General features: G+C 42.0%; 18 protein-coding genes. 8 read left to right on the plus strand and 10 right to left on the minus strand.

The window, feature by feature from the left end; translation table 11 throughout:
* Positions 1-48 precede the first annotated feature (48 nt).
* From AYY17_RS22115 to AYY17_RS05595, 5 genes are all read left to right on the plus strand, one after another.
* Complete coding sequence (locus AYY17_RS22115; protein WP_235845295.1) at positions 49-228, plus strand: hypothetical protein; 180 nt, start codon at positions 49-51, stop codon at positions 226-228.
* A gap of 129 nt (positions 229-357) precedes the next feature.
* Positions 358-1098, plus strand: a complete 741-nt coding sequence (gene sctJ, locus AYY17_RS05580) for a type III secretion system inner membrane ring lipoprotein SctJ (protein WP_067422059.1) — start codon at positions 358-360, stop codon at positions 1096-1098.
* Positions 1091-1654 carry a hypothetical protein gene (locus tag AYY17_RS05585; protein WP_067422061.1) on the plus strand — a complete coding sequence of 188 codons (564 nt, stop codon included), beginning with the start codon at positions 1091-1093 and terminating at the stop codon, positions 1652-1654. Before sctJ ends, AYY17_RS05585 begins: the two co-directional genes overlap by 8 nt.
* The gene (locus AYY17_RS05590) at positions 1635-2213 is read left to right on the plus strand and encodes a hypothetical protein (RefSeq protein ID WP_067422063.1); all 579 of its coding nucleotides are present in this window, start codon (positions 1635-1637) and stop codon (positions 2211-2213) included. Before AYY17_RS05585 ends, AYY17_RS05590 begins: the two co-directional genes overlap by 20 nt.
* A 42-nt stretch (positions 2214-2255) precedes the next feature.
* Positions 2256-2672, plus strand: coding sequence for a hypothetical protein (locus tag AYY17_RS05595; protein ID WP_067422065.1), 417 nt, complete (start codon positions 2256-2258; stop codon positions 2670-2672).
* A gap of 45 nt (positions 2673-2717) precedes the next feature.
* On the opposite strand, the gene AYY17_RS05600 is transcribed toward AYY17_RS05595, so the two are convergent.
* The 5 genes from AYY17_RS05600 to potA form a co-directional block, all read right to left on the minus strand.
* Positions 2718-3032, minus strand: a complete 315-nt coding sequence (locus AYY17_RS05600; RefSeq protein WP_067400998.1) for a helix-turn-helix domain-containing protein — start codon at positions 3030-3032, stop codon at positions 2718-2720.
* Between the two features lie 1353 nt (positions 3033-4385).
* Positions 4386-5429, minus strand: coding sequence for a spermidine/putrescine ABC transporter substrate-binding protein PotD (gene potD, locus AYY17_RS05605; protein WP_067422068.1), 1044 nt, complete (start codon positions 5427-5429; stop codon positions 4386-4388).
* A 221-nt stretch (positions 5430-5650) separates the two neighbouring features.
* A complete protein-coding gene (gene potC, locus AYY17_RS05610) occupies positions 5651-6433 on the minus strand; it encodes a spermidine/putrescine ABC transporter permease PotC (RefSeq protein ID WP_067422070.1) in 783 nt (260 codons plus the stop codon).
* Positions 6430-7290, minus strand: coding sequence for a spermidine/putrescine ABC transporter permease PotB (gene potB, locus AYY17_RS05615; RefSeq protein WP_067422072.1), 861 nt, complete (start codon positions 7288-7290; stop codon positions 6430-6432). Before potB ends, potC begins: the two co-directional genes overlap by 4 nt.
* The gene (gene potA / locus AYY17_RS05620; RefSeq protein WP_067422074.1) at positions 7274-8389 is read right to left on the minus strand and encodes a spermidine/putrescine ABC transporter ATP-binding protein PotA; all 1116 of its coding nucleotides are present in this window, start codon (positions 8387-8389) and stop codon (positions 7274-7276) included. Before potA ends, potB begins: the two co-directional genes overlap by 17 nt.
* 386 nt (positions 8390-8775) lie before the next feature.
* Between potA and ahpC the strand changes: the two genes are divergently transcribed.
* The 3 genes from ahpC to AYY17_RS22120 all read left to right on the plus strand — a co-directional run bounded on the left by ahpC (position 8776) and on the right by AYY17_RS22120 (position 11923).
* Positions 8776-9339, plus strand: a complete 564-nt coding sequence (gene ahpC, locus AYY17_RS05625) for an alkyl hydroperoxide reductase subunit C (protein WP_067400989.1) — start codon at positions 8776-8778, stop codon at positions 9337-9339.
* A gap of 226 nt (positions 9340-9565) precedes the next feature.
* Positions 9566-11140 carry an alkyl hydroperoxide reductase subunit F gene (gene ahpF, locus AYY17_RS05635; RefSeq protein WP_067422078.1) on the plus strand — a complete coding sequence of 525 codons (1575 nt, stop codon included), beginning with the start codon at positions 9566-9568 and terminating at the stop codon, positions 11138-11140.
* A gap of 615 nt (positions 11141-11755) precedes the next feature.
* The gene (locus AYY17_RS22120) at positions 11756-11923 is read left to right on the plus strand and encodes a hypothetical protein (RefSeq protein WP_235845296.1); all 168 of its coding nucleotides are present in this window, start codon (positions 11756-11758) and stop codon (positions 11921-11923) included.
* Positions 11924-11973: 50 nt separating this feature from the next.
* Here AYY17_RS22120 and AYY17_RS05645 read toward each other — a convergent pair whose 3' ends face one another.
* From AYY17_RS05645 to AYY17_RS05665, 5 genes are all read right to left on the minus strand, one after another.
* The gene (locus tag AYY17_RS05645; RefSeq protein ID WP_235845297.1) at positions 11974-12309 is read right to left on the minus strand and encodes an SEL1-like repeat protein; all 336 of its coding nucleotides are present in this window, start codon (positions 12307-12309) and stop codon (positions 11974-11976) included.
* 33 nt (positions 12310-12342) lie between these two features.
* Positions 12343-12852: a bactofilin family protein gene (locus AYY17_RS05650; protein ID WP_067422083.1), complete on the minus strand. Its 510-nt coding sequence runs from the start codon at positions 12850-12852 to the stop codon at positions 12343-12345.
* A gap of 131 nt (positions 12853-12983) precedes the next feature.
* The gene (locus AYY17_RS05655) at positions 12984-13208 is read right to left on the minus strand and encodes a hypothetical protein (RefSeq protein ID WP_067400984.1); all 225 of its coding nucleotides are present in this window, start codon (positions 13206-13208) and stop codon (positions 12984-12986) included.
* A 67-nt stretch (positions 13209-13275) separates the two neighbouring features.
* Positions 13276-13800 carry a hypothetical protein gene (locus AYY17_RS05660; protein WP_235845298.1) on the minus strand — a complete coding sequence of 175 codons (525 nt, stop codon included), beginning with the start codon at positions 13798-13800 and terminating at the stop codon, positions 13276-13278.
* A gap of 154 nt (positions 13801-13954) precedes the next feature.
* The gene (locus AYY17_RS05665) at positions 13955-14239 is read right to left on the minus strand and encodes a helix-turn-helix domain-containing protein (RefSeq protein ID WP_067366344.1); all 285 of its coding nucleotides are present in this window, start codon (positions 14237-14239) and stop codon (positions 13955-13957) included.
* Positions 14240-14507 lie beyond the last annotated feature (268 nt).

Consider the following 14507-nt stretch of genomic DNA (forward strand, 5'->3'; position numbering starts at 1 on the left):
AGGAAAATACAATGCTGTTTTCCTGTCATTTCGCATAAAAAGGATTTTATGATGTCATCATTCAACCGAATTTTACCTGTCTCAAATATCACCGGTATCACTGAGTTACTGGCAGATCTTACCGCTCAGGAGCAATCAGCTCACCAGAGTCTGACATTACCGGGAGCCATCAGAAAAGATCTTCGCAGCAAAACTCAGGCACTGAACTCAAAAAAAAACAGCCACTGACACCAGCGATGTAATGATGATGCTGGAAAACCAGGCTGTGATGGCGCAGTGGCATACGGAAATTGGTTTTTATTCGCGTATGCTTCACCTGACCCTGAATGCCGCAGATACCGTGATTAAGGGCCAGTAATGCACAAGATACTGTTTATATTACTGATAACCGGGTTTGGTCTTCTGCTCGGCGGATGTAAAGATGGCTCAATCCTTTCATCACTAAACCAGCGTCAATCCAATGAAGTACTCGCCGCTCTGCATAAACATCAGATTCAGGCGGTGAAAATCCCGCAGGGGAAAGGACTGTTTACTATTTCAGTACCTGAAGAACAAAGCCGCCATGCTATTCATATTTTGCAGGAATACCATCTGCCCAGTAATGAACGGATTGAAATTGCCGGGATATTCCCGGCTGATTCACTGATTGCCTCCCCGCAGTCAGAAAAAGCACGCCTGATCTCCGCCATTGAACAGCGCCTGGAACAATCGCTGCTGTCATTTGATGCGGTAACCGAGACCCGTGTTCATCTCAGTTACCCTTTATCGGGATCAGTTAATCATAAAAAACGGCAGGAAATACCACGGGCCTCTGTACTGATTTATCATTCCGGAATTGAGGATGAAACACAGTTTACCCGGGATATTCAGACTTTCGTTATAAATGCTTTTGACGGACTGACGGAAGAAACCGTTTCCGTGATCCTTTACCCCCGAAAACCGGCCCTTTCCCTGCCACCGCAGCCTGACAGCAATACAAACTTGTCCCCGTTTTTTCTGCTATTGCCGATACTGCTTCTGTTGGCCGGTGCCGGATATTTCCGGCGCACCCAATTACAGGCATTCCTGATGAAGCGGAAGATGAAAAATCATGAATAACCTGTTTGATATACCCGCGGCGGTTGCCCGTGTGATGTTCCAGCCCGCGGATTATCTGCACAGCAGCCGTTTATTTACCGGACTTGCGCCGGAAAAACAATCTGTGCAATACCACAGAATGCAGAATGCAGCCATTATTGACCATTATCAGCTGCCCCCGGAAAAGGATTTTTCCCTGTTATCACCCCTGATAATTCCGTTGCTGCGCCACTGGACCCATCTTCCGGCAGTATGTGACTACCTGGACGCATTCATACGTCATGCCTATGAGCTGCCGTGTGATTCAGTGCCGGATCAGTCACAACAGGCTTTTTTATCTTTATGTCCGGTGTTGTCATTACCGGACTGGCCGGAAGCAAAAACACTGACGGATATTTCAGGTGCCCTGTACGGCATTATTGCCATGACACAATTATTATCCGGGTTTTCACCTGCGCTGGCAGCCCGGTTTCAGCTGATGACGGATCCATCCTTATCAACAACAGAGCTCCGGATCCCACATCTGCCTCCTTCCCTTTTACCCCTGGTCTTACATTATGTGCCGTTCACTGCCTGACACTTTATTAATACATGTAAAACATGGCGTGCTGATTAAACAGCAACACATTTCAGTACTCTGCCGCCTCGATAACCTGACCCGCCAGGCAAACCGCCATGCTGCCCGTCTGATAAAACAGGCTGAAAATGTCGCTGAGCAACACCACAAGGCGGGATTTGATGCCGGATTTCAGCAAGGGCTGACACAGGCGTTGCCTGAACTGATATCTAAAATTAATGAATATAAATCGGTAATTCATCAAAACCTGGCCCGGGCAGTTGCCGGGCTGGAAACTGAGTTAGCTGCCTTTTTTGATGATACTGAAATACGCTTTCAACTGATTCACCAACTGGTTGAACAATATGCTGAAGAGTGTGAATGTGAATTAATTCTGCCGGCAGTGCTTAAAAAAGAAATGTCCGGATATCTGCCACTTCCTGTGCCGGTTTCATTTCATTCTAACCATTACACCGTATTACGCACCGGGAAAAAATTACTTTATCTGACACCGGAAACGTTTGCCTGTAAAAAAATATCACAGCTGAATACCGGAATAATTCCGGATAGCACTAAATAGGCTAAGCAAAAACACTTACATATATAAAAAAGGATGACAATAATGAAAACAGATATCATCACAGGGAAAACAAATAGTGTCTTTGATGGGGGAGAAGAAAAAGCCAAACGATTACATGACTGGCTTATACTAAATTATAATAAAAAAGAGGATGTATATCGGGGACTAACACAGGTGGGTGTTGATGGTTTTAATACCGGTAACAATATACAAGAAAAAATAACATTATTAATTACCGTCGAAAAAGAATTAACAGAAAATCCGGAATATTCTGATACGGAAATACGTAAATCAGTAAGCCAGGTTGGAGGAGAACTTGTGAGTTACCATGCCTTTTACCAACAATATCTTCTTAATATGGTTAACCAAAAACAGATGAGTCTGGCACCGGATGTGCTTTCCGCTGATTTTGATAAAGATAATAACAAAGATGACTGGCTTACCGGTATTAATGAATAATGCCTGCCGTATCTTAATTGATAACAGCAGAAACAATATCATGATTTAAATAAACTGTTTTCCGTTCAGTAAAACGGTCTCGGCTCTGAACTGATTTGAACGCATCTGAATATGTGGCTCGTGAGGATGTTCTGATGCGTCAGATTTTCCGTTGAGGAACCATTCAACTGGCACGTCTAATAAATCAGATAATTCAATGAGATGATGAAGACTGATTTTACTAACACCGCGCTCATAACGGTTAAATTGCTGCTGACTGATATTCAGTTTTTGCGCTAATTTAACTGTAACGATCCCGAGTTCTTTACGTCTTGATTGAATTCTGTGTCCTAAGACTGCATAAAAGTCGGAAGTTTCCATAATATCTACCTATTTTCTCTATAAGTCGTGAATTAAATTAAGTAAAAATACTTAAATTTACAATATTTTTTTATATAATAAAATAAAAACAACAAAGCATTTCTTACGAAATGCAAAAATATAATGAAGAGATTCGTTTTAAATTATGACGTAACAATTAATTTTAGCCTGATAGTGATATACGCTTGTCATATAAAACCATTTAACACAAGCCATCACAGAAACGGATTTATCTGAATTTGTATAATATTCATAATTTCCGCTTATCTGTTTAACTGCTTAAAAAGTACAGCGTCATAGAAAAACATTAGAATCTTATTTACGATAACAAAATTTAAAACCACTCTGGTTATTTCAGATTATTCTCTAAACAAATTATGACCAGGTGCCATTAACTAACAACATAAGAATAGTTAATTATTTAAGTATAATCACTTGGCTCATTTATGTTTGTTTTTCCGCCTGTTCATTTCTTTTACTACAAGAATTAAGGCAAAAAATAAAAATTAGATATAGCTCTGAATGCTTGTAGATATACTAATCCATTATCTAACCATCATTCCTTGATCTAACATCATAAAAAGCGGAATAGATCACATGCAACAAAATATTTTTCAGCCGATTGCATCAATTTAGTGACTTTGATCACGTTTATTTTACATTTCAGCTTAAAAAAAAAGCCTTTTTGGTGAAAAAAAAACCCTATGGAAGCATAACCAGTGTCTGATGATGAACATGACTGAAAGGATCTGCACCAATAATGGTACTTTTGTTTACACATTTTCTCACTACTTGATTACTTTCGTAATTATAATCATCTAATTATTTTTAGATAGACATCAGTTATGCTGTTTGTTCAAAAAACTATTAAAATCTGACATTCAGGGTGAGTAAGTGTTTCATGCTGCAACATGAACTATTTACTTTAGTTTCCAGTTTTTATTCTCAGCAAAAAAAGATATTCAGCATGATATTGCAGAATCGTCTTAACACATTGTAACTTATTTGTTGTATTTGTAATATTTTAATTGTGATTTATTACTTTTCGTTTTGACAAAAAAATCACCACCTCTAAATTTTTTCTTTTATTTCATAATATTAAATGTAAATTGATTTAAAACAAGTGATCCTGCCACTGTCATAATTAGATATGATTAATCTCACATACCCATTCAGGGTAATAATCTTTATTGATTAACTTCCGTTTAATATTACTAAATATAAAAATTTATATAATTATGTGTAATAAAAGAAAAATAATTCACTTTGTTTTTTATTACATACAGAAACAAAAAAGGCACTCCTGAGAGCACCTGTTACTATCTGCAACATAAAATCAATTAATTAGCAAAATTAACGACCTGCTTTCAACTTCTGATAATAGCGCTCATACAGCACGCTGCTGTCGCCAACGTCATCCTGCCACTGTCCTTTTTGAATAGTTTCATCATCGGGATAGAGAGATTTATCATTCACAACCTCTGCCGGTAACAGTGCTTTCGCAGCAAGATTTGGTGTCGGGTAGCCAATGGTCTGTGCAACCTGAGCTGCAACTTCCGGGCGCAACAGAAAATTAATCAGTTGATGCGCACCTTCCGGGTTTTTCGCACCTGCCGGTATTGCCAGACTGTCCATCCAGAATATCCCGCCCTCGGAAGGCCAGATAACCTCAATATTCAGACCAGACTGACGGGCAACATAAGCAGAACCGTTCCAGATCATACCTACGTTAACCTCTCCTTCCATAAATGGGTTAGCCGGATTATCAGAGTTAAAGGCCAGGATGTTCGGACGCAACGCCTGCAGCTCTTTATAGGCTTCCTCAATTTCCTGAGGGTTGGTGGTATTTGCAGAATAACCCAGCTTACTGAGTGCTATCTGGAACACTTCACGGGCATCATCGGTCAGCAGCAGGCTGTTTTTATATTCCGGTTTCCACAGATCACCCCATGAGGTGACCGACCCCGGGTCTATCTCATCACTGTTGACGCCGATAGCGGTCGCTCCCCAGATATACGGAACAGAGTAATCATTTTCAGGATCGAACGGTTTATGCAGCAGATTAGGATCCAGGTTACTAAAGTGACTGAGTTTTGATTTGTCTATTTTTTGCAGCATACCCTCATGGCGCATTTTGGCGACAAAATACGTCGACGGCACCACCAAATCATAAGCACCGTCTTTATAGGTTTTTAGTTTGGTATACATGCTCTCGTTGGATTCATAGGTTGAATAAATCACCTTGATTCCGGTCTCTTTTGTAAACTGCTCTAACAATCCGGGCGGGACATATTCAGTCCAGTTATAGAAATAAAGCGTTTTACTGTTATCTGCTGATGCTGAACTTATGCCTGCTGCCAGAATACCGGCACCAAGCAGCAAGGACCACTTTTTCATTTCAGTGTTTCCCCTCAGAACGTCGGGTTAGTCGATGAATATCACAGGCGATAACGCCCCCTTTTTTGATTATACAACGTGATTATAAAAGCGGACTGGCGGGGGGTAAAGCAACAATGCCCGGTTAAAGCAGCATCAGAATACAAAATTCAGTTGTAATGTGAGATTACAGATAATATTAACCGGCGGATCGGCGGCAGACTGCGCCGGTTAAGGAAAGGCTATTGCTGTTTGTGTGAGCGGTCACGCAACACAAGCTGACTGAGGATCACCATAAATAACGAAAGAGCCATTAAAATCGTCGCTAATGCATTTACTTCCGGCGAAACGCCGACTTTTACCATCGAATAGATTTTCAGCGGCAGAATCTCATAGCTTGGCCCGGTGACAAATGAAGACACCACCACATCATCCATCGAGAGGGTAAAGCTCAGCAACCAGCCTGCAATAACAGCCGGTAACGCCAGCGGCAGAATAATTTTACGCAAAATAGTAAACTCACCGGCACCGAGATCACGCGCCGCTTCCAGCATTTTTACATCAAAATCTTTCAGCCGTGAATAAACAGTGACCACCACAAACGGCAGGCAAAATGTGATATGCGAAAAAAGCAGCGACCAGAACCCCAGCGATACCCCGAGGATCATAAACAGGACCAGCAGTGAAATCGCCATCACGATGTCCGGTGACATCATCACCACAAATAACATGCCGCCGACAAACGGTTTACCTTTGAAACGATAGCGGTAAAGCGCAACTGCGGTCAGCGAACCGATAACCGTGGCAAATGTGGCAGAAAGAACCGCCATTGTCAGTGAATGCCCGGCCGCCTGAAGCAGGCTGTCGTTGTTCATCAACATGCTGTACCAGTCTGTGGTAAAGCCCTGCCAACTGAACCCGAAACGAGATGAATTAAAGGAATTCACAATCAGAATAATAATCGGGATGTATAAATAAGCATAAATGATGGTCATAAAACCACCGCGCAACAGGCGTCCCGTCATTCCTGTTCACCTTTCTTATTTAACAGTTTTGCCGCACGGTAGTAGACCCAGAGCAATAAGCCCATCGCTGCCGTCAGGAAAATACTGGTTGCCGCCCCGAATGGCCAGTCGCGGATATTTAAAAACTGACTCTTGATAACATTACCAATCAGCAGATTTTTTGCCCCGCCCATCAGATCCGCCACATAAAACAGCCCCATTGCCGGCAACAGTACCAGCAGGCAACCGGCAATAATTCCGGGCATGGTGAGCGGCAATGTTATGCGGAAAAAAGTCTGAAATTTATTCGCGCCCAGGTCACGGGCCGCTTCGAGGCAGGATTTATCCAGCTTCTCAATACTTGAATACAGCGGCATCACCATAAACGGCAGTAAAATATAGATAAGCCCGAGTATCACGGCTTCTGAGGTATACATAATTTTAAACGGCTTATCTATCACGCCCGTCCATAATAAAAACTCATTCAGATAACCACGTGTGCTGAGAAATATTTTCAACCCGTAAATGCGGATAAGAGAGTTTGTCCAGAACGGGACTATCAACAGGAAAAGCATCAGCGGGCGCAGTTTCTGCGGCATGCGGGCAATCATTGCCGCAAACGGATAACCAATCAACAGGCACAGGAGGGTCGCGATTACTGCCATATTAAGTGAATGCAGCATCACCTGCGCGTACATCGGGTCAAATAGCCGGCGGTAGTTATCGAGGGTAAAAACCATACTGACCAGATCCGTATCATGACGTGTCAGGAAACTGGTCGCAATTATCATCAGGTTAGGCAGGAAAACAAATAACAGTAACCATGCGACAATCAGGGTTATCACAATGGTCTGGAAAGATTTACGCGTCTTTTTCATCGCTCAGCACCACCTCCCAGCTTTCAACCCATGTCACTGCAATTTTCTGATCCAGCGAGTGATCCACATCCGGATCGTCTTCATTAAAGAATTCGCTGACCATTATCCGTTTGCCGTTTTCCATTTCAATTTCAGAGTCCAGCGTCATACCTTTATAGTTGCGCTCACGGACATAGCCTATCAATCCTGCAACCGGCGAATTATCATGGATCTCTTCAACCCGCAGATCTTCCGGGCGCAGCAGCACATGCACATGTTGTCCCGGTGTCACTGCCAGCGTGGTATAAATATCACACTCATGACCTTCAACACTGGCACGGATCCGCTGGTCATCTATCCGGTGCAGAACATCGGCACCGAATACATTGATCTCGCCAATAAATTGCGCTACAAACAGGTTTTCCGGCTCTTCATAAATTTCACGCGGCGTGCCGTCCTGCTCAATCTTCCCTTCGCGCATAACAATAATGCGGTCAGACATGGTCAGTGCTTCTTCCTGATCATGAGTGACAAAAACAAAGGTGATCCCCAGTTGGCGCTGTAATGCTTTCAGTTCGCTCTGCATCTGCTTGCGCAGGTTATAGTCGAGTGCGGAAAGCGACTCATCCAGCAGCAGAACTTCCGGCTTGTTTACCACTGCGCGGGCGATAGCAACCCTTTGTTGCTGTCCGCCGGAAAGCTGAGCCGGCCTGCGGTTGGCAAAGTCCTGCAATTGCACCATTTTCAGTACATCTTCCACGCGCAGGGTAATTTCACTTTCGGGCGTCTTTTGCATACGCAGCCCGAATGCGACGTTTTCAAATACCGTCATGTGCGGGAAAAGAGCATAGCTCTGGAATACGGTATTGATATGGCGCTGTTCAGCCGGAATATGGGTGATGTCCTGCGGGCCAAGCATAATGGTGCCGCTGTCCACATCTTCGAGTCCGGCAATCAGACGCAAAACGGTTGTTTTTCCGCATCCGGACGGGCCAAGAATGGTGACGAACTCACCGTGGTTGATAGTGAGATCGAAATTCTTAATGATATTTTTGCCGTCAAAACCTTTACTCAGGCCTTTCAGGGTAACAAGTGGTGTCAGAAAAGTTGTTGCAGTCATTTATATACTCTATCCCGGAGGTCATGCAGATAGAACCGTAACTGAAAAAAGACTGTTAAAGCAGATTGGTCTACTTATGGCCAATGCCCAAAACCAGTTACGCCGTCGAAAAAAAGAAGGGGCATGATAAACACAGCGACCTCAAATTGAAAGCCGAAACGTCATTTCGCCACCCGTTTTTTGTTCATCTTTAGTTATTTAGATCTTAACAAATCCCTCTTCTGATTGAATGTGCTTCAGTATCACTTCCTGAAATATATACCCAACGTCATTCAAGATGCAGGCAGGCGGCAAGGTAAAACCTATCAAATCGATAGCGGGAAGCCATTGGCGCGCCCTCTCCCGTTTGCGTATTGTTGTCCTCAACGAAACAGGAGGAGTTACCTATGTCTTTAATCAATACCCCAATCAAACCTTTCAAAAACATGGCATTCAAAAACGGTGAATTTGTTGAAGTCACTGAAAAAGATACTGAAGGCAAGTGGAGCATTTTCTTCTTTTATCCGGCCGACTTCACGTTTGTCTGCCCGACAGAGTTAGGCGACCTGGCTGACCATTACGACGAATTCCAAAAAATGGGTGTGGATATCTATTCTGTTTCAACAGATACCCATTTCACACACAAAGCATGGCACAGCAGCTCTGACACTATCGGCAAAATCAAATACGCCATGATCGGTGACCCGACCGGTGCACTGACACGCAACTTTGAAAACATGCGTGAACTGGAAGGTCTGGCTGACCGCGGTACGTTTGTTGTTGACCCGCAGGGCATTATTCAGGCAATTGAAGTCACCGCTGAAGGTATTGGCCGTGATGCGTCTGACCTGCTGCGTAAAGTAAAAGCCGCACAGTATGTTGCAAGCCATCCGGGTGAAGTCTGCCCTGCCAAATGGAAAGAAGGCGAAGCAACACTGTCTCCGTCACTGGACCTGGTCGGTAAAATCTAAGACCCCGTCTTTTCTGTATTAATAATTGTTATCGGGTGCTTCTGCACCCGATGCAGAGCATAACAAACAACGTTTGTAATGCTCTGCTGAGGTTGTAAAAATAACCAGGAAAATCAATTTATTGATTTTCGGCAGATAACACAAAGTAAGAAAAACCACGTTTTTTCTTGCTTTGTCAGCAATCTCTATCGGGTGCATCTGCACCCGGTTTTTTAAGGGAATAATCATGCTCGATAACACTATGAAAACGCAGCTCAGGGCGTATCTCGAAAAATTAACCCGTCCGGTTGAACTGGTATCAACCCTTGACGACAGTGCTAAATCCGCTGAACTTAAATCATTGCTGGATGACATTGCGGCATTATCTGCAAAGATCTCTTTGCGGGAAGATAACAGTGCCTCCGTGCGCACGCCGTCATTTCTGATAACAAATCCCGGTGAATCACACGGTGTCCGTTTTGCCGGTTCACCTCTGGGTCATGAATTTACGTCACTGGTGTTAGCACTGTTACAGGTCGGCGGTCACCCGTCAAAAGAAGCACAGGAATTATTGGATCAGGTTCGTAACCTGGACGGGGAGTTTCATTTTGAAACCTATTACTCCCTCTCCTGCCATAATTGTCCGGATGTTGTCCAGGCGCTGAACCTGATGGCTGTTCTGAACCCGCGCATTACCCATACCGCTATTGATGGCGGTGTATTTCAGAATGAAATCACCGAACGCAATATTATGGGTGTGCCGACCGTATTTCTTAATGGTAACGAATTTGGTCAGGGGCGTATGACACTGGCTGAAATCATTAATAAAGTAGACAGTAATGCAGGGAAACGTGCGGCTGATGCTCTGGATAAACAGGCACCTTATGATGTGCTGATTGTCGGCAGTGGTCCTGCGGGCGCATCCGCAGCCGTTTATTCCGCACGTAAAGGTATTCGTACCGGTCTTATCGGAGAGCGGTTCGGCGGTCAGGTTCTGGATACAGTGGATATTGAAAACTATATCTCAGTTCCTAAAACCGAAGGTGCAAAACTGGCTGCTGCGCTGAAGATGCATGTCGAAGACTATACGGCAGATATTATTGATAATCAGAGTATTACGGCGCTTATCCCCGCAGCTGAAGAAGGCGGATTGCATCAGTTACAGACCGCATCCGGTGCCACTCTGAAAGCGCGCAGTGTTATCATCAGTACTGGTGCACGCTGGCGCAATATGGGTGTTCCCGGTGAGCAGGAATACCGTACCAAAGGCGTAACTTATTGCCCTCACTGTGACGGCCCGCTGTTCAAAGGCAAATCCGTTGCCGTTATCGGCGGCGGGAACTCAGGTGCGGAGGCTGCAATTGATCTGGCCGGCGTTGTAAACCATGTGACGTTACTGGAATTTGCACCAGAACTGAAAGCTGATGCTGTGCTGCAACAAAAATTACACAGCCTGCCAAACGTGGATATCATTGTTAACGCCCAGACCACGGAAGTCCTTGGTGACGGCAGCAAAGTCACCGGTCTGCAATATAAAGACCGTGTTTCAGGTGATATTCATACCCTGACACTGTCCGGGATCTTTGTTCAGATTGGACTGCTGCCCAATACGCAGTGGCTGAAAGGCACATTAGCATTGAACCCGATGGGGGAAATTGTTATCGATGCCCGCAACGAAACCAGTATTAAAGGGGTCTTTGGTGCAGGCGACTGCACAACAGTGCCTTACAAACAAATTATTATCGCGGCAGGTGAAGGAGCAAAAGCCTCACTCAGTGCATTTGATCATCTGATCCGCAGCAGTACCAGAACCGCTGAATAGCTCTCTATTCAGTTGTGATACCAAAGGCATCCGGGGGCGGATGCCTTTTTTTATTTTACTGACATCAGTCGCAGATACTGTATTATTTCACTAAATCGTTTATTATTACCCGAAATAGGTTACTCATATGGCATGTATATATGCATTCATGTTACATCCGACTGTATTTTATATAGCATTATCAGAATATACCCTTTAACAATACCAACCCCGCTATATTAATAACTATAAAATAGCCATCATCCACTATAATATTATGTTTATTTGGTCACACTCTATTTATATACAAGTCCTGTCGACTCAACTTACTATATAACTCTGTCTTATTTCACCATTAGTATCTGAGATATATCCGTCAGAGGAGTTATCATGTATTTTAAGAGAGTATGCTTAATATCAGGATTGCTGGTCACATTATCCGGTTGTACATCTGCCACGCCCCCCGCCCCGATCAGGCCATCAAATCCTGTGCAAAATGTAACAACTGATCCCGTCAGACTGGTCCCCGGAACAATACAAAGTTCCACTAGTAACAGCTGCATAGATGATATGTATTTACTACGAAAAATAAATAATGAAAGTTACCGTGTGCTGGCGGGAAAATACAGTGACGTTATGAACGAATTTAATTTTTTACGTGAAAATGAAAATATCATGGATGATGATATAAAAATTTACATGCGCAACAGCCTGACAATAAAGCTGGGAAAAGTGTGCAGTGATATAAAACTGAGTGCATTTAAATCCATAAAAAAGAAAACAAACCAGTTTCCGGCGTCATAAGAAAAAAGGCTTGTGAGAGTCACAAGCCGGTTGTGAAAAAAATATATTACTTACTCTCTGATGAAATCAAGGCTGTAATAGGATAGCCAGCGAATAAAGATATAAAATTCATGTTCCTTATAAAACTGGTATGCCAGAAAGCGTTTAGCATCCGAGTCACCTTTACCCGCCGCCACCAATAAGTAATACTTACCTTTATCAATATCTTTTCTTACACCATAATCACCGGAAAGATAGATGGAGCCAAGTAAAAACTGGGCATCAGCATCTCCTTGCCCGGCTTTCTGGCTGAGTAAATAAATATCGTACTGTGTATTATTTGCAAAAGAAAAAAAAGATATAAATAACAATACTAAACAAACTAAAGAATAATTTTTCACAGTCATGTCATTCCTGTTGCTTAAAAATAGCATCGGACTCTATTTCTTTATAACTTTCATTTCATTATTTTCGCCCACAGGATTAATATCCTGGTTGGATTTTTTTTCCTTACTCAATTCATTTGTTTTTTTTACATAGGGTTCTGATTGTCCGACAAACACACCTCCGGTATTAATTGAGAAAACCTCAGCCCGGCAAACACCATTCAGTACACCTTTTTGTAGTATTTCAATATTTCTTGCGTGACAGACTCCTGCTAATCTGCCATTGATTGAAACATGCTCGGCAATAACATCACCTTCAATACTTCCGTTATTCATCACCGATACTTTAAATGTTCCGGACGTAACATTGCCTTTTATCTGTCCGTACACATCAATATTACCATCGAGTTTAATATCACCTTGTATTACGCAATCAGCACCAATAATTGTTACTTTTTTAACAGCCTTATCAGCTATATTTGCCCCATTATCTTTATCAGTCGCATCTGCCTTAGTGGTATTATTTTCCTGTGTAATTTCATTGTTTCGTTTAAATAATGCCATGAGTTTTTTTTTGTCCTGTCGTTGTAAAATACAACATAAATAAAAATGAAGAATAAACACCCATACAGACATAAACATCTATATTTAAGGGGGTAATGGTAATAAGCACATTACCCCAGACAAACCAAAGGCTATACAGGAATAGATTCAACTCTTTCCTCTCCGGAAAAAGATACCGGATAGCATATAGGTGCATCGCTGATACAATTTATATTTATCTGGATATGTATACCGTTATTTTCAAAAATATAAAAAATAACATTCTCACCATCATGTTTATAGGTAATATTACATCCACCTCTAATGAATTTATCCATAACCTTGCTCAGATCAGTTTTCATCTCATCAAAAATCATTATTCCTCCCGATAATATTGATATTGGTGGAAAATAAGTAACCGCGTTCTGATTGTGCTATACCGGACTATGGTTTCTCACTGTAAATAACAAGATACGTGGTTGTATTTAACAAATTACTTTCCTGATTACTTTTAAGGTTCCGTTCTAAATCTCCGGTGTATTCAGTGAAAGAATTTACGGATTTATTTTCAAAAAAAGCCTGGTATGCTTCTGCAATTTCATCAGAATAAAATTGTGTTCCCGGAGTGTCCTCCTGAACAGGAACACCGGGTAATGAAGTAAAAACATCACTTTGTGATATTTTACGGCCTGACAGATGCTTTCCAGCCGGTTCAGGTAATGTCGTCAGATCCATCGGAAATGGCATTCCCCGCTGTCCTGATAAAAAACGGGAGCTCAAATTATCCGCAGGTGCAGAAACAACAACTCCAATACCAGTTACCGTCTCAGAAAAAACAGGTTCAGACTGTCTGAGTACTGAGTGCGATGCTGAAGATTCAGTTGCTGAAACAGGGAAAACAAAGGGCAATGAAAACAGTAAATACATTTTAAATTTTTGTATATTGACAACATTAAATATTGTGGACATAAATATACTTCCGCCCCGGATAAATAAAGAGATTTTATATGAAATAACTTATCAATAAACACTAACAATGATTACATCATAGTATCTTTAGGTTACTATGATTCACAAACTGTTTTGGCTATTGTTTAAATTATTTTTCATAACAACAACAATTCTATTGCATCACTCGTCCTTCTGTTTCACCTACTTTATGATGATAATAGCTGCCGAGAACAGAAAATAAATTATTAACATCATTAGGTGTCATCTGTAATGCTGCAAAATATCGCATCAGCATATCCAGGTTAAAGCAATTAACCCCCCGTTCATAACGGGAAATTTGCTGCTGGCTGATACTTAAAATTCTTGAAAGTTCGATACCGGATAATCCGAGCTGACGACGTTTACTTTTTAACGCTTGCCCTATTACACTGGAAATAGGATGAACATTCTTAATCACAAATCCTCCTGACGATTGCATTATACGCTGACTGCTATTGTTATAAATAAAGTAATATGGTAGCCATACTGCATCAGCAACATAATATTTCATTCATATGCCATGTGAAATAATGATAATCTATGAATAGTAAAATAAACCAGCTATTGTATTTTATCCATCAACTAATAACATAACCTCCGGTTAAATTTAAATTTCAAAAATAATTTGGTGTTTGAACACGCTAAACGTGTAAAAAAGCATCATGAGCAATTGTTATTATTCTGCA

Source organism: Morganella psychrotolerans (assembly GCF_001676055.1).
Taxonomy (GTDB): Bacteria; Pseudomonadota; Gammaproteobacteria; order Enterobacterales; family Enterobacteriaceae; genus Morganella; species Morganella psychrotolerans_B.